Genomic DNA, 22,356 nt, shown 5'->3' on the forward strand with positions numbered 1-22,356 from the left:
ATTATCCCTGGCTAAAAATTGAAATTTCGAGTGTTTGATCTTTTTGAACGGTCACTTCCTGCGTCAACCTGATATTCAGCTGCCCCGCGGTAGCAGTCATAATGGCATTAATGTTTTTGCCCATGAGGATAACTTTAACCTGCCTTACCTGCGGTTTCGCAATCTTTTCTAACCTGATTTCATTTAACCTTAAGCTACCGTACTTCAACTGTAACTGATGGACCTGAGTTGCTCCCTGCAATTGCTGGCTATAAGTTCCCCATCCTTCAGCTGCGGTAAATGCGGCAACGAAATTTTCTTTATTCCACTTTGGACCAAAACCAATTATGCCTTTCGGGCCATGGTAGCTAAAACCACAGGCACTGAGATAGGTACCATAGCTGGCCATGGCACGGGCGTAATGGTCGCTGCACTCAATTTCGTTAAAGGGGTTACGTTTGGCGGCATGGTGGCGGTCGTGAATCCTGTTGGTGAGGATAAGGCTTTCTGCATGCATACCTTCAGCCATCATATGGGCAGCCACCTGATGTTCGAACCCGCTCATACACTCATGAAAATAGCCGAGCTGCCAGCTCACATCTTCGCCAAAAGGCGCTTCTTCATTATGCGGATTGGTATTCATAACCATACCGCCCTCTCCGCTCAGCGCATAGGGCCGGCCGCCAACATGGGTTTTAATGTAAGGGCCAACATCCATGGTAAAATTGTATTTCCAGAGCGACTTAAGTGCGCTCAGCGTCTTCTTTTCATCCAGTACCCGCGGAAGCCCAACCTGAAAAGCCCAGCTCTGCCCATATACCTGATCGATATGGCAGGTATTATAGGAGCCTAGTTTTTTCCTGCCCTGTACGGCATCAGGCCTGTGGATAAAATATTCGCCGTTAAACAGCTCGCGTTCCATATTCTGCTTACCCCTGGCTACATAGTCTTTGCATATTGCGGCAAAGGCTGTATCGCCGGCTTCGGTAGCCATGGCCCCGGCAGCACTGGCCGCAGCAATACACAAACCAACGATCCAGGCAATTTCCCCTTCCCATACCGCATCCAGTGTATTTTCCATTGGGGTATCGGTCATACCATCGCCGTTTTTATCCTGTGCCAGCATAAACTGTACAGCCAGCTTTATTTTTGTCCAATTAGCTTTTAAGAAGGTACTATCTCGGCTCATCTGGTGTTCGCGGTAGAAACGTAAAATCGTACCTGCCTGTCCGTCAATTGCAGGGCGTGTTTCGTTCTCCCCCCTGAAAATAATGGCACCAGTGTCTTTTACGAAACCTACACCCAGATCTACCCTTTCGCGCAAATCGCGTTCGATTGCCGGAAAGATCCTGGCCATCGCCTGTGCATATTGCCATACATGTGTACAAGTCCCCGCACAGGCACCCACCCCCTCCCAGCTCCAGAAACGGCCGCTGGCAAAACGGTAGGTATTGGCGGTTGCCCGTGTGCCAATGTTTAGAAAAGTACGCTCTAAAAACCAGTGTGGCAATGTTGATGTTTTCCAGGTATTGCTCCAAAGTTCGGTACTGGCTGTAAGCTCATTAAAATTGCTTTTGATAAAACCGGAAACGGCTTTTGCATCCTTAAAGCGACTGGCGTAATAATAGCCTTGTTCTGCATCCTTCACCAGTTTTTTAAGCTTCGGATTAACGTTATTAAAATGCCAGCTTACCGAATAATCTGCCTGCATGGTTTTTCCGGGCAATAGTTGCTGCGATACAATAATCCCTCCTACGAGCTTTTCATCTCCATCAACCTTTGCAGTAACTGCTTGCGAGGGATTAAAACCGGCAGTTTCAACAGGCCATGGATCGAGCGCCGGATTGGCTTTACCATTCTTACCATGATAGGTAAAACACATGCTGCCATGATCGCTGGCATTGATTTGATTGGCATCTGTAGTTACAAAAGCCGAAACAATATCAACCGATGCAGTTCCTGCATTTACGGTATTGGTTTTACTGCCCGAGCCTGGCTTGCCACTAATTTTATTTACACCGTTTTCCATCCAGCCAATCAAATCAACCGGAAGTGCTTTAGCACCTTTATTCAGCACCTCAACACGCAATATGGTTGATGGTAGTGCAGATTTCTCTGCATCAAGCGGAATAAAAGGAGCATAAACTTTCAACCTCGCTTCTAAAGGAAAATCTTTGCTGGTGTACACGATATCGGCAACCGGATAGGAACCCGAAAACACCACTTCATCCCAATGGTCGGCATTCAATTCTTTAATAATGGTTTTGCCTGCAATAACCGTTTTAAGCGCAAAACCCTGTTCGAGGATCCGTTTATTATCGGCAATAGCGGGTTCTATATAAGCTGAACCATCTCTGGGCCTTATTTTACGCACAGTAGCACCATCGTTCCAGTTTACAATTTTGGGTTCTATTCCTTCCTGTGCGCCCTCAAACGTTTCGTTGTAGATCTGCCAAAGCCATAAACGTCCGTCGCCGCCAACGTACACTGTACCGGCATGCAAACCACCCACGGGCATACCGATATATCGCAGCTCATTCCTGCTTTTTCTATAGGCAGTAGCTGTGCCCCTTTTGTACAATGAAGCCAGCCATTTGGGATCAATATTTTTTTCTTCCGGAATATTGTGTTTGGGATAGCCTGCGGCAAAGGTGCTGTTGCCCCACACCGGAAATCTGGCAGCCATGATCCCTATGCCCAGTATACCAGCTTTTTTAATGAACGCGCGGCGTCCGGATGATTGTTCTTCCATGTGATTATCTTGCTTTGCAGCACCGGAGACGCACAAAATACGCCCCAATATCCGGCAACCCAACACTAAAACCTAAACAGGCTTTGGTTAAATGCGGATGCTAAATCTTTCTATTTGGTTAAAATTTAATTCGGGATGATGGTGATTAGAGAGCACATTCGATCATCGCCCCACAATTAAAGGTAATGATCTCTGCCGAGAAATCTTTTGTTTGACAAATTAGCTTAATAGTATAGCAAAATCCTTTAATGCAGGCGCAATGGATTGTTAAATTGAAGCTGGCTAAATTTTAAGGAAGCAAGATCGCTAATTAATGAAGAACAGCATTACGTATTTAAAGGCTTGCTTGATTGCCGTACATTTAATTTGGCCTGCAGGTTAATTACAACAGGTTTGGCTGCTTTACTGCTGGCCCCGCCGGCTAGTTTTTTAAGCAGGAGCTGAATAATATTTTCGGCAATCGCTTCAATGGGTTGTTCTACGGCGGTAATAGATGGCCTGATAAACTCAAGCAATTCGAAATCATCAAAAGAGATTACACCTTTGGTTTGAAGCAGCGCCTCATCACCGGTGCGCGATAATTTCAGTCCATCCATAGTGAGGTAATTGGCTGCAAAAATTACGGCATCTAAATGCGGGTGGTTTTGTAAAAAGGCTTTAATTAGTTGGGTAGCACCTTCCGAATCCTGGTATTTGATTTTTAGCACCTCCTGTACCTTTCCGGTACTATCCAAAACTTCACTGTAACCGCGCAGGCGATCGAGCATTTGTTGTTGCTGGGTATCGATGGTAATGAAGCCAATTTTTTCGAAGCCATTATCAATCAGGTGCTGTGTAGCGGCAGCAGTCGACCAAAAATTATCGGTCAATACGTAATCTGCATCAAGTCCGGGCAGGTAACGGTCGAAAAGGACGATAGGGGTTTCCCCACCAATAAGCCCGCCTATTTCGGCCTCCAGGCCCTCCGCAAGGGCGGCAACATAAGCATCAACCCGTCTTTCCTGGTAAATATTCAGGATCTCGTTTGTTCTTTCACGGTCGGTCCCTGTACTGCTAAAGATAATTTTATAACCATGAACGGCCGCCTTTTCATCTATGGCCCTGGCCAGGCCTGAGAAAAATGGTTTAGATATATCATCAACCAGAAAGCCGATAATGTTCGACTTTCCGGTTCTTAAACTCCGGGCGAGTAAATTGGGCTGATAACCCAGTTCATCTATCGCCTTCCGTATTCTTGCAGCCAATTTATCGCTGATGTGCTTCTCTTTGGCCTTACCATTAATTACAAAAGATACTGCTGTAATGGATGTTCCAACATGATTTGCAATGTCTTTTATCGATATCTTTTGCTGCATAGACGATGAATGATGATTGGCTCCTTAATAGTTTCCGGTTACGCCCACCTCGAGGCCGCGAAGCTCGGCAAGTCCTCTTAACCTGCCAATGGCAGAATAACCCGGATTGCTCTGTTTGCCCAGGTCATCGAGCATCTGGTGACCGTGGTCGGGCCTGAAAGGAATGGCAGTATCTCTTAAGGCATTTTCTTCCGATAAAGCTTTCATGATTTCGTACATATTTACATCACCTCCCAAATGATCGGCCTCGTAAAAACTGCCGTCGCTATCTTTGGTTACATTTCTGAGGTGTGCAAAGTATGTACGCGATTTTACCACATTAAAAATTTCGAGCACATTATTGTCTACCCCTGCCCCCAGCGAGCCTGTACAAAAGCACACGCCGTTGAAAGGCTGGTCCACACTTTTTAATATAAATTCGAAATCATCGGCTGTGCTGGCAATTCGGGGCAAACCCAAAATGGGATATGGCGGATCATCGGGATGGATGGTCATTTTAATCCCTTCCTTTTCGCAAACCCCGGCAATAGCCGAAAGGAAATACACCAAATTGGCCCTTAAGCCATCAAAGCCTATGGCCTGATACTCCTGAATACTATTTTGCAGGGTTTCGAGTTCGATCTCCTTTTCATTCGGGATGCCCATCAGCACGTTAACGCGCAGTGCATCCAGTGCCTGCTGATCGAGTGTACCGAAACGTTCTTCTGCACGCGTTAAAACCGAAGCGGGGTAATCGGCTTCAGCATCTGGTCTTTTGAGTATATACAGGTCAAAAATGGCCAGGTCTATCCAGTTAAAATACAGTGCTTTCGAACCATCGGTCATTTCGAGATCGAGTTGCGTACGGGTCCAGTCTAACACTGGCATAAAGTTATAACAGATGGTTTTTAAGCCACAAGCAGCCAGGTTCTGAAGCGAAATTTTATAGTTTTCGATATACTTACCGGCATCTGCCCTGCGGGTTTTAATGGCTTCGTGTACCGGAACGCTCTCAACTACCGACCAGGTCAGGCCTGCAGTTTCGATAATCGATTTGCGTTCCATAATATCGGCCACAGTCCATACTTCGCCATGCGGAACATGGTGCAAGGCTGTAACTATGCCTGTAGCGCCAGCTTGTTTAACATCTTGCAGGCTTACCGGATCGTTGGGCCCATACCAGCGCCAGGTTTGTTCTAATTTTTTATATTGGGTTGTCATATCAATTTCGATGGCGGGTTAACGCATCCTTTTGCCTGTTTTAGTAGATTACTTCGCTTTTCTGTTTTTCGGAATAAAATTCCTTTAACCAGATATAATCGGAAACTACATTGAGCATTTGTTCGTAGTAGACATTTTGTTTTCCGGCAGCACGGCAAACGGAGAGTGTAGAGGCTTTGGCGCTATTGGTTTGGGAGAAAAAGAAACTGAAATTCCTGGAATAAAGCCAGCCGGGAATATCGTCATCGGCCAGTGTAATTTTGCAGCTCACCATTGCTTCGGCGGGTCTGGCTTCATCTGTGCTAATGGTGTAGGTAACCGGCAGTTCAATAATCGACTGCCCAAATAAATCGACCAACACGTTTATACTTTTTTTCATCTCAAACCTATAAATACACAGTAGAAACAGTTAAAACCGCATTACTGTTAGGCTAAGTTGTTAAAAAAATCGGGTTGTTAAATCCAATATCCTGCTATTTATTTGCGTAAACGTTTAAGTTATTCGATTAAATACTTACTAAAGCGTTTAAGTAAATCAACACCCCTTCTGTCACTTTTTCTTTACCAAAGCAAATTACTGCGCTTTTTTATTTTCCTGGAAATTCACCACCCGGGTTGCTGTGGTGTTTTTCTGTTCGATCGCTTTACCGGCATAAGCAGGTTTATTTGCACCCCAGGTTACCGAACTGTTCATTAAACTCACATATCCGGTATTTTCGAAGTAAAAGCCAGCTATTGCGCTCTTTACCAGCCCCTCTACATTGCTCGGCCGCCGATCGTACACTCCGCCAGTTTCCTTAGTGGTTTTATTCAGGAGCACACTTACCTGATCGAAATAAATGTTCGAAATCTTGTCCTTGTTTTCGCCACTGATATAAACGCCACTTTCGCCTGTACAACGGATATTACTGAAATAGATATTGGTAACTGCTCCTACCTTACCTTTGGTTTCCCCCTTCGGTAAACGCCAGCCCGCATCTTTGTTGTTGGCAGTAGCGCGTGGATAAGCTGTGATGTAGATGGGTTCTGCTTTGCCCCACCACACATCGGTAAAAAGCTTCGATTCGACCAGGATATTTGAGAAAACCACATCACTTACTGTTCCTTCATCGCGGTTTTGGATACCCAGCCCCCGGTTGCTGTTGCGGATATTGCAGTTATTGATGAGTACGTGACTGATTCGGTCCATATTTTCAGAGCCGATTTTAATGGCACAAGAGCTCGAAGTCATGGTGCAGTTGCTAATCACAATATTTTCGCAGGCACCATATTCTGCATATTCGCGGCGGTTTTTAAGGCAGATGCAATCATCGCCCGATTCGATATAACAGTTATTGATCCGTACATTTTTGCTGTGGTCTAAATCAATACCATCACTGTTTCTTATTTTGATGCTGTTTAACAAGGTAATGTTCGAAATGGAAACATCGTTGCAACCTACCAGATGCACGGTCCAATAGGCCGAATTTTGAAAAGTAACCCCGTCTATATTCAGCTTTTTACAATCGGTTAAAGTGAGCAGGTGCGGGCGCGGGTCTACAACATTAAAGGGTTTCAATACGTAAGAATCGCTCAGTTCTTCGCCCATAAAAAAAATTCCGTTGCCATCAATTACACCACTGCCGGTAATGCTTACCTGCTCTAGTTTTTCGCCACCAATCCAAATGGTTCCTTCTCCCTTGTTTTCGCGGAAGGCACTTTTGGTATAGAGGCTTTCATCAGGGCTTGCTAAAATTTTTGCGCCGCCTTCAACCCGCAGTTCAACAAAGGATTTTAGATCGAAAGGGCCGCTTAAAAACACATGCCCGGCAGGAACAACTACCTGTCCGCCACCTGCAGCATTACAGGCATTAATTGCCTTCTGAATGGCCATGGCATCATTTGTTTTTCCATCGCCAAGGGCACCAAACTTTTTAATATTATAACTTTGCTGTGCAACTACCCGAATCGAAAACAAGAGGGCAAGCGCAATGAATACTTTAATTTTCATTATTGTTGAATTGATTTTTACTTCCTAAAATGACTGCTGGCTGGTGATGGGCCAATTACCAGAACACAATGTACAGCGCAGCCAGAATACCACAGATAATTACCGAGCATACTGCAAATGCAGGGCTAACCTTAAACATGGAGCGGTCTATTTCGAGCCCTTGTTCATTGTCTTTGCTCTTCGGATCGGTAAGTGTTACCACGATCATCAGTAAAATGACGATACAAAAAACCCACGACATCCGGTTCAGGAAAGGGATGTTACCAATTAACCCGTTACTAATTGTGGGCAGAAATTTAAAGAAAACCGACAAGGGTATGGTTACCATGGCGGCAGCAAGTGCAGCACGCGAGGTTGTTCTTTTCCAGAAAAAGCCCAAAAGGAAAATGGCAAATATGCCAGGCGAAATAAAACCAACATACTCTTGTATAAACTGATAAACCTGATCGAAACTTCTTAAAGTTGGCGCTACCACAATGGCGATAAGCGAAGCCAGCACCACCGACCAGCGGCCCACAGCTACCAACCTGCGTTCAGAGGCTTCGGGTTTGATGTATTTTTTATAGATATCGAGTGTAAAAATGGTGGCAATACTATTCGATTTTCCGGCAAGCGAAGCCACAATAGCCGCAGTTAAGGCCGCAAAAGCCAGGCCTTTTATGCCTGCAGGCAACAAATTCATCAATACTGGATAAGCGTGATCGGGCTTCACCACACCCGCAGCATCGAGCATTTCGGCTTGAAAATAGCCACGCTGATAGAGTACAAAGGCTGCAATACCCGGAATAACCACAATTACCGGGATCAGTAATTTAAGAAAGGCAGCAAAGATTAATCCGTTCCTGCCGGTTTTTAAATCGGCTCCCAATGCACGCTGCACAATGTATTGATTACAGCCCCAATAGTTCAAGTTATTGATCCAAAGGCCTCCAACCAGCACGGCAATACCGGGCAGCTCGTTGTAAAACTTATCGCCCTTCGAAAAAATCATATGAAAATGGTCTGACGCCTCGCTTTTTAAAAGCGGAAGCGCGCCTAGTACTGTATGCGTATCGAGTTTCTCTGCCACCAGTTTTAAGGCCATGTAACAGGTAATCAATCCGCCTATAACCAGCACAAACACCTGGATTACATCGGTGTAACCAATCACTTTCATGCCCCCCAGGGTAATAATGGCCGAAAAAATAGCCAGAAATACAATGCAGGTATTAAACGGAATGCCGGTAATAGTTTCGATGGCAATAGCGCCCAGAAAGAAAATAGAAGTTAAGTTTACAAATACATACACCAGCAACCAAAAAACAGCCATTAAGGTGCTTACCGTATTGTTATAGCGCGTAGAGAGAAACTGCGGCATGGTGTAAATCTTGTTCTTCAGGTAAATGGGCAGAAAATACACCGCTACAATAATCAGCGTAGCGGCAGCCATCCACTCGTAACTGGCAATGGCAAGTCCCATGGCAAAGCCCGAACCCGACATGCCTATAAAGTGCTCTGCAGAAATATTAGAGGCGATAATAGATGCCCCTATTGCCCACCAGGTTAGCGAACCTTCGGCCAGAAAATAATCTTTGGTATCGGTTTGTTTCTTCTTTTTACTGCGATAAACCCAGTAGCCATAAGTAGATACAATAATAAAATAGATAAAAAATACGGTACAATCGAGCACGGAAAGGTGGTTCATAAAAGGGATGATTATATTTGGTTTTTTTAAAATTCAGAAAAAATCCCCAGGGTTAAAGCCTTAAAGCTTTTATTTAATTACGTAAACGTTTTCGGACATACTGCCCAAAAACAGGCCGTAATTAACCTCCTGTCGATGCTCTTTTAATCAGTGTAGATTTGAGTACAATATCTTTATCATCGCCAATTCCCCTTTTATTTAGAACTTTGAACAGGCATTTTGCAGCCTCATTTCCGATTTCGAATGCAGGTTGTGTAATGGTGGTTAACGAAGGGTTAAGCAGTTTGGCAGAGCTCATATTGCAAAAGCTGAGGATTTTAACATCCTGCGGAATCTGCAACTGCAATTCCTGACAAGCCGAATAGGCCGGTATAATAAACTCTTCTATCGACGAGAAAAGCCCATCGGGTGCCTGCTGTTCAAACAAAGTGCGGATGTTTTGCAGGTTGGTTGTTTCATCTTCGCTATAATGTACCACCAGTGCTTCGCTTTGCACCAAACCATGTGCCTGCAGGGCATCACAATAGCCTGCATACCTGGCCCTGCCCGCAGGGAGTTTTTCGAGCCCGTATAAATAGGCAATTTTAGAACAGCCGCGTTCAATCAGGTGTTCGGTAGCCGTGTACGAGATCTGGTAATCATCGGTGGTTACCTTAAAAGTATCGAGTTCTTCGTAAACCCGGTCGAAAAATACCATCGGAATCTTATTAACCAGGTTCTTGTAATATTCATTGTTGTATTCGTTGCTCGATACCGATGTTAAAATCCCATCTACCCTGCCATTGAGCAGACTATTGGTAAACGACATTTCCATTTCGGTATCTTCGTGCGTTTGGTAAATGAGCACGTGGTGGCCATATTGCCTCGCTATTTCTTCAATTCCCTTAATGGCCAGCGAGAAAAAGTTATTGGCTACGCAGGGAATAATTACTGCAATGGTTTTGGTTTTGTTACTCCTGAGGTTACTTGCCGCGGGGTTTGGTGTGTAGTTCAGTTCTTTAGCAAGTGTCCACACCCTGGTCTTTGTTTTTAAGCTAATCTCATAGCTATCATTCAGCGCCTTAGAAACCGTGGCAATAGAGATATTCAACTCCTGCGCAAGCCTTTTGATATTAACCTCTCCCGACATCTTTAATTCCTTAAGTATTGTTAGTTCTTGTTTGATTTATCGACAACCACACAGCCATTCCTCCGATTTTTTACAGCACCTCCTAAGCAATTCTAATGGCTGGATTTCGGGGCCTAGATAAAAAAGAAAAAGCTTAAATACAACAGGCTAAACCTGATGCATTTCTCTTACAGGGTAAACTATTTGGTTATCAATTACGGATGAACTGCTGCAAGCAACTAATCCGCTCAGTGTATACGAAAATACAAAATAATCGTAACAATAACGGTTATTTAATATTTGTATTTCATGATTGGCTGCTATGCTCAGTCCCCTATCTAAAATACAAATAAATAACTGTATATCAAACATTAACAAACAAAAAATAAAAATTTACGTAATCGTTTAAGTAAATAAAATTGGCCAAACATAAAAGTTTAACTTTTCAAAAACTCAACTTTATACAACCAAAGCATATTGTTTAACCAAATCATTTCTAGTCTTATGAGCAACGAAAACACCCTTTCGAAGGACAATCAGAATCCATTGAAAAATCTTGATCAATGGGAAGAGGATATCTTAATCCGCTACCCGGATCCGACAAGTATTAATGCGGATAAAAAAGAAGAGCAGTTCAGAAATTATGAGGAAACGGAGAAAGATGGCGTAAAGGAATTTTACAAATTAAACCACACTTACCAGACTTATGATTTTGTTCAGCAGAAAAAAGCTGAATACCTGAAATTCGATAAAGAAGAAATGCCCGTTTGGAGTGCTTTTGATTTCCTGAATAAACTGGTTGATGATTCTGACCCTGATACCGACCTGGACCAGATGCAGCATCTTTTACAAACGTCGGAAGCGATTCGAAACGATGGGCACCCCGATTGGATGGTGCTGGTAGGCCTGATACACGACATGGGAAAAGTGCTTTGTCTGTACGGAGAACCACAATGGGCAGTAGTAGGCGATACTTTCCCGGTTGGCTGCGCCTATTCGGATAAAATTGTATACCCCGAATTCTTTAAACTTAACCCTGATATTAACAACCCTACGTATCAAACCAAATTGGGCGTATATACCCAAAACTGTGGTTTGGATAACGTGCACATGTCGTGGGGGCACGATGAATATGTGTACCACATGATGAAACCCTACATTCCAGAGGCGGGTTTGTACATGCTCAGGTACCACTCTTTTTATGCCCAGCACCGCGAAAATGCCTACGATCATTTGATGAGCGAAAAAGACCACGAGATGTTTAAATGGGTAAGACTGTTTAATCCATACGACCTCTATTCGAAAAACCCCAACCAAAAAAGCTGGGCCGAACTAAAACCATACTACGAAGCTCTTGTGGCTAAATATCTTCCTACCAGCATTAAGTTTTAAAACCAAATATTAATATACCAAACTAACAAACCAAATTATGAACCTAATGCTACAAGAATCATGAAATCAAAATTCAAAAGCTTAAATTATGGCTGCATTATTTTGCTCTTTCTGCTTATCAGCCAATCGTTCAACGTTGCCTTTGCGCAAACTGAACGAAAAATTACAGGAAACTTATTGGATAATGCCAATATGCCTATAATAGGGGCCTCCGTTTCGGTCAAAGGAACCAATAAGGTTACCGTTACCGGCGACAAGGGCGCATTTAGTATTACCGCAAAAACCGGCGACAAACTTGTTTTTACCTTTATGGGTTACGAGCCTAAGGAACTCACCATAGGTACAGGTTCTAACTACAAAGTAACCATTAGCGAAGCCAATACCTCACTTACAGACGTTGTTGTAGTAGGATACGGAAAAGGCTCGCGCAAGGGCCTATCAAGTGCCATTACTTCGGTAAAACCCGAAGAATTAAATAAAGGCGCAATTGCAGATGTTGGCCAGTTGCTACAAGGTAAAGTTCCGGGTCTGAACATTAGCGCCAGCGGAGACCCAAACAAACCTGCGGCAGTAATTTTACGTGGTGCATCTACCATTAACAGTCCTGGAGCACCCTTTTATGTAATTGATGGTATTCCCGGAGCCGATATTGCAGCGATAGCGCCTGCCGATATTGCATCTATCGATGTGTTGAAAGATGCTGCAGCAACTGCTATTTATGGTAACCGTGCGGCTAGTGGTGTAATCATAGTAACTACTAAACGTGGTAAATCAGGCAAGCCACAGTTAAACTACAGTGGCTATGTAGCTGCCGAAAAAGTAAGTAATCAGCTTGATTTAATGAATGCCGATCAATTAAGAACTTACCTTACCGCTAACAAGGTAGCATTTTCGCCAAATGATGATAAAGGCGAAAATGTAAACTGGATGAAAGCCATTGAGCGTTCTACAGCTTATTCGCAAAACCATAACCTTTCTTTTAGCGGAGGTACCGATCACAGTAACTACAGCGCCAGCTTAAACTACTTTAACAAAGAAGGTATTTTATCTAAAAGTTCATTAAACCGTATTATTGGCCGGTTAAACATCGATCAGTATGCCTTTAATGATAAAGTAAAATTCAGTTTAAACCTGTCTAACTCAAGTAGCAAATCTATTAACGAACCATTACAAAACATTGTATTGCTACAGGCAGCAAAACGCTTACCGGTTTCTCCAATTTTCAATGCAGATGGAACTTACTTCGAAAACCTGAACAACACAGGTTACTTTAATCCTTTGGCTATTGCCGATAATGCACAGGATGAAACAAAATACAACGTTTTAATTGGTGGCTTTAATACGGAAGTTAAACTGCCTTTCGGTTTTACCTACAACATTAACCTTTCTTACCAAAAAACAACCGCTAACCACGGCGAGTTCTACAGCAGTTATTTTGGAAAATACCCAACATCGAACTTTTATAACAATCCCGATCCAGGTATTGGCATTGCACACACTCTTATTGGCGGTGTATTTGGCACCAACGGTTCGGCTTTAAGAAGCACCTTCGAAAACACCAATAAAATATTAGAAACCTTCTTAACCTGGGATAAGAAAATTGGCGACCACACCTTAAATGCTGTACTGGGCTATAGCTATCAGGATAATATTGTTGGTGATGGTTTTCAAACTTCGAGCACAAATTTCCCAACCGATTATGTTGGCTTTCAAAACCTTACTTTGGGTAATCCCTATGCCATTCCGTCTTACCGCATTAATTTAGGAAACGACCTTACCTATGCCCGAATTTTGTTGATCTCTGACTTTTTCAGGTTAAACTATAACTACAAAGGTAAATACCTTTTGCAAGGTTCAATCAGACGTGACGGAAGCTCAGCCTTTGGTAAAAATAACCAATGGGGTTATTTCCCATCTGTTGGTTTAGCCTGGAGGATAAGCGAAGAAGGTTTTATGAAAGGACAATCTTTTGTTAGTGATTTAAAAATCCGTGCCAGTTATGGTGTTACCGGAAACTCATCGGGTATTGGTGCCTATAACGGACAGTTAATTTATGGCATTAGTGGTACTTACTACAATAATGGCGTTCAGGCAGCAGCCTATGCACCAATACAAGGCGCAAACCCCGATTTGAAGTGGGAAAGAACATCGACCAAAAACCTTGGTGTTGATTTCGGATTTCTGAACAACAAAATTACAGGTAGTGTAGATGTATATGATAAAAACACCAATGGTATGCTTTTTCAGTATAATGTACCTTCAGCCCTTGTTCCGGGTGGTAGATTATGGGCAAACGGTGGTAGCATCAACAATAAGGGTATCGAAGTAAGCTTAAATGTATCACCGGTTACTACCAAAAGTTTCTCATGGATGAGCAGCATTAACATGGCTTACAATAAAAACAAAATTACCAGCTTGCAAGGCCCTATCTCTAATGCCGATTCTGTTCGTTACTCAGATCCTGAAGGACCGGGACAAACCAATGCAACTTTACAAATCCTGAAAGTGGGTTACCCACTTGGCCAGTTTTTTACCCTAAAATATGCAGGTAAAGATGCCAGTGGTAATTCATTATTTTATAAACGCGATGGTTCCACAACAACCACTCCGGGCATCGGTACCGATTATTTTTACCTGGGCAATGCACAGCCGAAAGTGTTAATGGGCTGGAGCAATACCTTCAAGTATAAAGAATTTGAGCTGAACATCTTTTTAAGGGGAACCTTTGGCAATAAAATATTTAACGCCACCAAAGCAGATTTATCTTACACCGCAGGTGCAGCAGTTAATAACATACTAAACAGCGCTGCCGACGATAAAGTTACGGATACCAGAAACTCGTTCTACTCAGACCGCTATATCGAAAATGGTTCTTATGTGCGTTTGGATAATGCAACTTTAGGCTACAATTTTAAAAATCCGGTTAAGTATGTAAATAATGTTAGAATTTATTTTTCAACCAATAACTTATTTACCATTACCGGATACAAGGGAATTGATCCTGAGATTAATCAAGGCGGTGCTGCCCCGGGTATAGATTACAACAACTTCTACCCTAAAACCCGCACTTTCTTACTAGGTCTTAACGCATCATTTTAAAACACAAATTTTAAGGACATGAAAAAGATATTATTTGGAATATTATTTGCGCTTACCGGGGCATTAATATTCACCTCCTGCCAAAAACTAGAGGTACCCGTTACATCAGAACTTACACCAGAAACCTATCCCCAAACAGCAGCACAGTTAACATCGGCATCGGGGGCGGTATATATCAATTTAAGAAGCGATTATGCCACCACTTATTTCTTTTTGCAAAGCTGCTCAACAGACGAATCGGTGCTGCCTATCTTTGCTTCCGATTGGATTGACGGGAATAAGTACCTCGAATTACATCGCCACACCTGGACAAAAGATAATGCCTGGGTTGCAGCAGGCTGGTCGTACCTAACCAACATTATTGGTACCGCCAATCAAACCATTTCAATTATTAGCCAATCAGCGCCAGCGGGTGCAGCAAAAAGCACCAACATTGCAGAATTAAAAACCATGCGTGCCTTATCATACTTTATGATGATGGATTTATATGGTAATGTTCCGTTAGATACGCTATATGGTGCTACAGCATTGAAAACAAATTCGCCAAGGGCACAGGTTTTCAGTTATATTGAAAGTGAGCTTAAAGCGGCTATCCCATATTTAAAATCCACTTCTGGTATGGCAACCTATGGTTTACCAACCAAATACCTGGCCTATTCTATATTGGCAAAAATGTACCTGAATGCAGCTGTATATACCGGCACAGCGCGTTACGATGACTGTATAGCTGCCTGCGACCAAATGATCAGCTCGGGTTTGTATGCTATAGAACCCATGTCTACCTATTTGCAAATGTTTTACCCCACCAACGGGCCAACGCAAAAGGAGTTTATTTTTGCCATTCCGTTTGATGCGGCAACCAGCTCGGGTAATATGTTTTTGGCCCGTTACGATTTAAACCGGAACCTGGGCATCCGCTATGCGTACTCAGGCTCTACAGCTGGCTCATTTACCAACCCGGTTATGAACCAAAGCAGTGGTAATGGGTTGGCTAACAACAAACCAAGTGGGCCAAGAATGACCACAACCGAGTTTTATGCCAATTTTAACGATGCAAACGACATCAGAAATAAACAATGGCTTACCGGCCCGCAATACTGGCCAGATGGAAGTCCGATTATGGTGAGCACCACGAATTTAGGTTACGATCAGTTTTACACCGGAAGTGCGCCAGCTGGGGCCTTAACTTATGCGCTAAATTTAACTCCGTTAAGCAGCTCGCGTTTAGGCGCAGGTTCTTACGATTTGGGCAAGGATGAAATTGCATGGAATACCGGCTACAGAAACATTAAATTTTTACCCGATTACACCAACCCAACCAACCGTAACCAAAACAACGACATGCCCTTGTTCCGTTATTCAGATATCATATTAATGAAAGCTGAGGCCATTTTCAGAGGTGGCACGCCAACATTAGGTGCCACGGCATTAGGTCTGGTAAACAGTGTAAGGAGCAACCGTACCACATCTGCACCGCTTGGTGCCTTAACTTTAGATGTCTTGTACAATGAGCGTTCAAAAGAGTTTACCTGGGAAACCTGGCACCGCAACGATATGATCAGATTTGGAAAATTCGAGAATGCCTACGGTTTATCGAAAACCAATACCGATACTTATCGCCGTATATTCCCGATTCCGAGTACAGCTATTGCTACCAACAATACCCTGGCACAAAATCCCGGATATAACTAACTGGCGGTTTAAACATGATTGGGAATTTCTCTAGCTTTTAGCCCTGAGAAATTCCCATTTTTCTTCTTTCCATTGAAGCCAATGGCCTTCCGTTTTTCATTTCCTAAACTTATCTTCATGGCTAAAAATTTACTACTATTCCTTTCTTTACTTACCTGCGGAGCATTGCAGGCACAGGTTTTGGTTAAATCGCCATCTGAAACCGCTCCATTAAGCAAAAATTTAACCAAAGAAACTGCGACCTTAAACTTTATCGCCATGGGCGATTGGGGCCGGAATGGTGCCGACCATCAAAAACAGGTTGCCAAACAAATGGGCATTACCGCAAGCGAAGTAAAAGCTAATTTTATCATTTCTACAGGCGATAATTTTTACCCAAGTGGTGTAATCAGTGCTCAGGATCCCTCTTTCAAATATTCTTTTGAAGATATTTATACCGATTTTTCGTTACAATGGGACTGGTATCCGGTGCTGGGTAACCACGATTATAAATCGAACCCCGATGCACAGGTAGAGTATTCAAAAATTAGCCGCAGGTGGAAAATGCCCGCACGTTACTATGCTAAAAAACTCCCCATCAATGGCGACCTCAATAACCATGTGCTCATTGCTTTTATTGATACCAACCCGCTCATACCCGAATTTTACAGCAATGCCGAATATGGCCCCAGTGTAAAGGGACAGGACACAACAGCGCAAAAACGCTGGTTGGCCAAAACACTGGCCGATAGCGACCCAACAATTAAATGGAAAATTGTAGTGGGCCACCACCCCATTTACACCGGGGGCAGCCGTACCGATGCTTACGATACCAAAGCCGTTAGGAATTCGTTAAAACCTACCTTGGAAAAATATGGTGTAGATGTGTATCTTACAGGTCACGAACACAGCTTGCAGTACATTAAACCAGCTGGAAAAACTCATTATTTCATTTCTGGTGCAGCTTCCGAAAAAACGCCTGTAAAACTCATTACAGATGCCGAAATGGTAGCTTCAGATTATGGATTCATCTTGTTTTCGGTTACCAGCAGCCAGTTGCGTGTACAGGCCATTAACGATCAGGGAGAGATTATTTATAACACCCTGATTAAAAAATAAAGAAAAACAACCAATCAATCAGCTGCACAATGGATCATAATACCAGTACCACACCCACAACAGCACAACCTGCGGCCAAACCCAAACGGCTCCTTTCGCTCGATGCCTTAAGGGGTTTTGACATGTTCTGGATAGTGAGTGGCGAAGGAATTTTCCATGGACTGGCCAACGGAATCAAAGAAAACCACGCACTGGTACAAAATCATGATGACTGGACCATAGCCACCAACCCAAACCTTTCGGTGTTTGAGCGTGTACTGGTTGGCATCAGTAACCAGCTGCACCATTCGCCCTGGAACGGCTTTACCTTTTACGATCTTATTTTTCCACTATTCATCTTCATTTCTGGTGTATCTATTCCCTTTTCGTACCAGAAATATTTTAAGGATAAAAAGAATGGAACTGCTGCTACAGGCCAGATTTATTTTGCCCTGATTAAAAGGACGCTGATTTTAATATTACTGGGTGCGGCGGTTAACGGCATGCTGCAGTGGAAAGGTTACGAGAATATCCGCTTTGCCAGTGTACTGGGCCGCATTGGCCTTGCTACCTGCTTTGCTGCCCTGATTTATCTCAATACCTCCATAAAAAAACAGGTAATCTGCTTTGTATCTATCCTGGTTGGCTATTACCTCCTCATGCGGTTTGTACCTGTACCCGGTTTTGGTAGTGGCGTGTTCACACCAGAAGGCAATCTTGCTGCTTACCTCGATCGTTTGTTCCTACCTGGCAAGCTTCACCGAACGGTTTACGATCCCGAAGGTTTACTCAGCACCATTCCTGCCATTTGCTCGGCCCTGCTGGGCATATTTACCGGTACATTTATGCAACATAAAACCATAGCTCTAAATCCAACTAAAAAAGCATTGTATCTAATAGTTTCGGGTATTGCACTGCTGGTTATTGCACTTGCCGGCAGTTTCTTTTTTCCCATCAACAAAGCCATGTGGAGCAGTACCTTCGTGCTCTTTGCAGGTGGCTGGAGTATTTTGCTGTTTGCAATTTTCTATTACCTCATTGATGTGCTGGCCTGGCAGAAATGGAGCATGCCCATGGTTTGGATAGGCACCAATTCGATACTCATTTATGTTTGTGCCCACGGCTTATTCAATTTCGAATCTACTTCAGCCTTCCTCTTCAGCGGGATAATTAATACCATGCCGGCGGCATGGCAGCAAGCCGGAATCTGGACGGGGGTGTTAATGGTACAATTGTTTTGCTTAAAGTTCCTCTTCGATAAAAAGTGGTTCCTAAAAATCTGATATGAAACTAAAAATATTATTCGCAGCACTGCTTATGCTGTTTGCCGGCAAGCTATGGTCGCAGGCCTATCTTGCTTCGTCTAACCAACTTATTAAACGGATTTTACCCCAAAGGTACCAGTCTTTTGTTACAGAAAGTATGGCCAGCCTAAACGGCAGGGATGTTTTTGAAATCGAAAGCAAAAACAATCAGATTGTTTTAAGAGGAAGCAGTGGTGTTGCACTGGCTTCAGCGTTTTACCATTACCTTACCGAATATGCACATTGCCAGATTACCTGGAATGGCACCAATTTAAAATTACCTGCTATCCTACCCGCAGTAAAAGGAAAAATAAAGAATGAAACGCCTTACGATTACCGTTATTATTTAAACTATTGCACCTTTAATTACAGCATGAGCTGGTGGGACTGGCCACGGTGGGAGAAAGAGATAGATTGGATGGCACTACACGGAATTAACATGCCGCTTGCCATAACCGGCGAAGAGTACACCTGGTACTTGTTATATAAAGAGATGGGCTTTACGGATGAAGAACTCAAAGGATTTTTTACAGGCCCGGCTTATTTTTCGTGGTTTTGGATGGGCAATATAGATGGCTGGGGTGGCCCGCTCCCGTTGGCATGGATGAAAAGCCACTTCGAGCTGCAAAAGAAAATTCTGGCCAGGCAACGGTCGCTTGGGATGAAACCTGTATTGCCTGCCTTTACCGGACACGTACCTGCTGCCTTCAAAAACAAATTCCCGCAGGCAAAGCTTAAGGCCACCAACTGGACCAATGGATTTGCCGATACCTATATTCTCGATTCAGAAGATCCCATGTTTGCGCAGATTGGCAAAAAGTTTCTTCAGAAACAAACCGAATTGCTCGGCACCGATCACCTTTACTCGGCTGATACATTTAACGAGAATGAGCCACCTTCTTCCGATCCTGCCTATTTGGGTAACCTCAGTGCCCGAATTTACGATGGCATGTCGGCTGCCGATCCAAAAGCCATTTGGGTAATGCAGGGATGGCTTTTTTACAGCGACCGGAAATTTTGGAAAGAAGCGCAAACGGAAGCACTTTTAAATGCCGTACCAAACGATAAGATGATTTTGCTCGATCTGGCTACCGAAATAGAACCGGTTTGGAAACGCACCAAAGGTTTTTATGGCAAACCCTGGATCTGGAACATGCTGCACAATTTTGGCGGAAACACCAACCTGTTTGGCAGGATGGATGTAGTGGCAACTGCTCCGGCCGAAGCGCTTAACAGTCCGCAGAGCGGCAAAATGAAAGGCATTGGACTGAGTATGGAAGGTATAGAACAAAACCCGGTGCTCTACGAACTGATGATGGACAATGTTTGGCAAACCAGGCCCATTGAACTGAACAGCTGGCTACCTAAATTTGTGCGTAACCGCTACGGCAAAAGCAATGTAAATGCGCTAAAAGGGTGGGAAATATTGCGCAAAACCGTGTACAATGTTCCAGCCGATAAATACATCAGAGACGGTGCCGAATCGATTATTCAGGCCCGCCCTACTTTCGATTCGTTAACCCGATGGGCAAAAACCACCTTAAACTACCACGAGCACGATCTGCTGCTGGCCTGGGATGAGTTTGTTAAAGCTGCACCGCTTTGCAAAACCAGCGATGGCTTTCAATACGACCTGGTTGATGTTACCAGGCAGGTAATGGCCAACTATGCTTTACCTGTACAAAGAAAAATCGTTGCGGCCTATCGCCAAAAAAACCTTAGTAAATTTAAAACAGAAAGTAAGCATTTTATAGCGCTTATTGAGGATATGGACCGGCTTTTAGCCACCAGAAAAGATTTTATGCTTGGTCCATGGGTAAGCGCGGCAAGACAATGGGGACAAACACCCACAGAAAAAGCCCTCTACGAAATGAATGCCAAAGACCTGATTACCCTTTGGGGCGATGCCAAAAACCCCTTAAACGAATATGCCTGCAGGCAATGGAGTGGCTTGTTAAGCGATTTTTATAAACCGAGATGGCAGCTTTTCTTTACCCGTGCCACGCAGTCGCTAAACCAGCAAACGAATTTTAACACCAACCTGTTTAAAGAAGAGGTGAGCAACTGGGAATGGAAATGGGTAAACCAGAGAAAAGACTATCCAACCAAAACCATTGGCAGTCCGGTTACAGTAGCACTCCAAATGTATCAGAAATACCGCAGAACCATGGGCCCGGTACATCCCTAATTTAATCCAGATTTTATGAGAGCCCTTACTTTATCCTTCATTTGTTTGCTGTATACCACTATGGTTAATGCGCAAGCCAAAACCTATAACATTGTTGATTTTGGCGCAAAACCCGGACTCGAACAACTCAATACCAAGGCCATCCAAAATGCCATCGATGCTGCCGGTAAATCGGGTGGCCGGGTAATTGTACCGCAAGGGCAGTTTGTTACCGGTCCTATTCAGCTAAAATCGACAGTTGAACTTTACCTCAACCAAGGTGCCGAATTACTGGGTAGCACCAACCGGCTCGATTACGGCAAAGAAGCAGCACAAGCACTTATTTCATCCAGCAACCAGCACGCCATTGCCATAAACGGAAAGGGCATCATTAATGGCCGGGGCCGCGAAGTAGTTAAAAGTTTGTTGCAACTGCTGCACGATGGCACGCTACACGACGAAACATGGGCCATTAAACGACCTTCTGAATACAACAGGCCCAGGTTAATTGCATTTACCGATTGTGAAGATATTACCGTTAAAAATGTTAAGATTAAGAATAGTGCAGGTTGGGTGCAAGATTTTGCCGGATGCAATAAGGTAACAATCGACAGCGTAACCGTAGAAAGCACCGAGTACTGGAACAATGATGGGATCGACATTGTAAACAGCAAAAACGTAAGCATTACCAATTGCAATATTGATGCTGCCGATGATGGCATTTGCCTTAAATCGGAAGGCCGCCCCGGAACCTGCGAGAACATTTATGTGGCCAATTGTACCATCCGCTCAAGCGCCAGTGGTTTTAAAATTGGTACCGGCTCTTATGGCGGTTTCAGGAACATAAAAGTTAAAAATATAACCGTTTACAACACTTACCGTTCTGCCGTATCACTCGAAGCAGTAGATGGTGGATTTATAGACGGTGTAGACATATCGGGTGTGGTAGCAAAATACACCGGAAATGCCATCTTTATCCGCCTTGGTCACAGAAATAAAGATGCAAAGTATAGTTCAGTAAAAAACATCCGAATTGCAGATTTGAAAGCCGATATTCCGAATACCAAACCAGATGCCGGCTACCCCATTGAAGGACCATTACCTAAAACAGCACCCCATAATCTACTACCCGCAGCTATTATGGGTATACCCGGGCATCACATCGAAAATGTAAGTCTCGAAAATATCGAAATTACCTACGGTGGCGGCGCTTCAAAAGCAATTGCCCACATTCCTATCGACCAATTGGATCAGGTAAGCGAAAATGAGGCTGGTTATCCCGAATTTAGTATGTTTGGCGAATTACCAGCCTGGGGATTTTATGTGCGCCACGCAAAAGGCATCTCCTTTAAAAACATCAAATTGAATTATAAGGATACTGATTTTAGGCCATCCGTTATTTTTGATGATGTGAGTAACATCAATTTAAATGGACTGGAAATTGAAAAAACAGAAAACCCCAATGTGATCATTTTGAAAAAAACAGGGCAGGTATCAATTAAAAATATTAAACTGCCTGCCGACCATAAAACGGCAATAAAAACACTTCCCTGATTT

Annotated in this window: 14 protein-coding genes; 7 read left to right on the forward strand and 7 right to left on the reverse strand. The window is 43.5% G+C overall.

All coding sequences use genetic code 11. The features are described 5' to 3' along the window. Nucleotide 1: 1 nt before the first annotated feature. The 7 genes from HWV58_RS03055 to HWV58_RS03085 all read right to left on the reverse strand — a co-directional run bounded on the left by HWV58_RS03055 (nt 2) and on the right by HWV58_RS03085 (nt 10,089). Complete coding sequence (locus tag HWV58_RS03055) at nt 2-2,731, reverse strand: GH116 family glycosyl hydrolase (protein ID WP_175632647.1); 2,730 nt, start codon at nt 2,729-2,731, stop codon at nt 2-4. Between the two features lie 326 nt (nt 2,732-3,057). Beyond that, the gene (locus HWV58_RS03060) at nt 3,058-4,086 is read right to left on the reverse strand and encodes a LacI family DNA-binding transcriptional regulator (protein ID WP_175632648.1); all 1,029 of its coding nucleotides are present in this window, start codon (nt 4,084-4,086) and stop codon (nt 3,058-3,060) included. Between the two features lie 24 nt (nt 4,087-4,110). Then, nucleotides 4,111-5,286 (reverse strand): mannonate dehydratase, encoded by a 1,176-nt coding sequence (uxuA, locus tag HWV58_RS03065; RefSeq protein WP_175632649.1) that lies wholly within the window; start codon nt 5,284-5,286, stop codon nt 4,111-4,113. 40 nt (nt 5,287-5,326) lie between these two features. Beyond that, nucleotides 5,327-5,665 (reverse strand): hypothetical protein, encoded by a 339-nt coding sequence (locus HWV58_RS03070; RefSeq protein ID WP_175632650.1) that lies wholly within the window; start codon nt 5,663-5,665, stop codon nt 5,327-5,329. Between the two features lie 195 nt (nt 5,666-5,860). Further along, nucleotides 5,861-7,276, reverse strand: coding sequence for a glycoside hydrolase family 28 protein (locus HWV58_RS03075; RefSeq protein ID WP_175632651.1), 1,416 nt, complete (start codon nt 7,274-7,276; stop codon nt 5,861-5,863). Between the two features lie 55 nt (nt 7,277-7,331). Further along, nucleotides 7,332-8,960, reverse strand: coding sequence for a sodium/sugar symporter (locus tag HWV58_RS03080; protein WP_175632652.1), 1,629 nt, complete (start codon nt 8,958-8,960; stop codon nt 7,332-7,334). A gap of 121 nt (nt 8,961-9,081) precedes the next feature. Beyond that, nucleotides 9,082-10,089, reverse strand: a complete 1,008-nt coding sequence (locus HWV58_RS03085; protein WP_175632653.1) for a LacI family DNA-binding transcriptional regulator — start codon at nt 10,087-10,089, stop codon at nt 9,082-9,084. A gap of 483 nt (nt 10,090-10,572) precedes the next feature. On the opposite strand from HWV58_RS03085, the gene HWV58_RS03090 reads away from it, so the two are divergent. From HWV58_RS03090 to HWV58_RS03120, 7 genes are all read left to right on the forward strand, one after another. Beyond that, entirely contained in the window at nt 10,573-11,460 is an 888-nt protein-coding gene (locus tag HWV58_RS03090; RefSeq protein WP_175632654.1) for an inositol oxygenase family protein, read from the forward strand. Nucleotides 11,461-11,520: 60 nt separating this feature from the next. Further along, nucleotides 11,521-14,559, forward strand: a complete 3,039-nt coding sequence (locus HWV58_RS03095; RefSeq protein ID WP_175632655.1) for a SusC/RagA family TonB-linked outer membrane protein — start codon at nt 11,521-11,523, stop codon at nt 14,557-14,559. 18 nt (nt 14,560-14,577) lie between these two features. Next, the gene (locus tag HWV58_RS03100; protein ID WP_175632656.1) at nt 14,578-16,251 is read left to right on the forward strand and encodes a RagB/SusD family nutrient uptake outer membrane protein; all 1,674 of its coding nucleotides are present in this window, start codon (nt 14,578-14,580) and stop codon (nt 16,249-16,251) included. Between the two features lie 117 nt (nt 16,252-16,368). Continuing rightward, entirely contained in the window at nt 16,369-17,349 is a 981-nt protein-coding gene (locus HWV58_RS03105) for a purple acid phosphatase family protein (protein ID WP_175632657.1), read from the forward strand. A 29-nt stretch (nt 17,350-17,378) separates the two neighbouring features. After that, a complete protein-coding gene (locus HWV58_RS03110) occupies nt 17,379-18,611 on the forward strand; it encodes an acyltransferase family protein (protein WP_175632658.1) in 1,233 nt (410 codons plus the stop codon). 1 nt (nt 18,612) lies between these two features. Continuing rightward, nucleotides 18,613-20,820, forward strand: coding sequence for an alpha-N-acetylglucosaminidase (locus tag HWV58_RS03115; RefSeq protein WP_175632659.1), 2,208 nt, complete (start codon nt 18,613-18,615; stop codon nt 20,818-20,820). 15 nt (nt 20,821-20,835) lie between these two features. Beyond that, nucleotides 20,836-22,353, forward strand: a complete 1,518-nt coding sequence (locus HWV58_RS03120) for a glycoside hydrolase family 28 protein (protein ID WP_175632660.1) — start codon at nt 20,836-20,838, stop codon at nt 22,351-22,353. The last annotated feature ends 3 nt before the right edge of the window (nt 22,354-22,356 follow it).

It is taken from the genome of Pedobacter ghigonis (assembly GCF_903166585.1).
Lineage (GTDB): Bacteria > Bacteroidota > Bacteroidia > Sphingobacteriales > Sphingobacteriaceae > Pedobacter > Pedobacter ghigonis.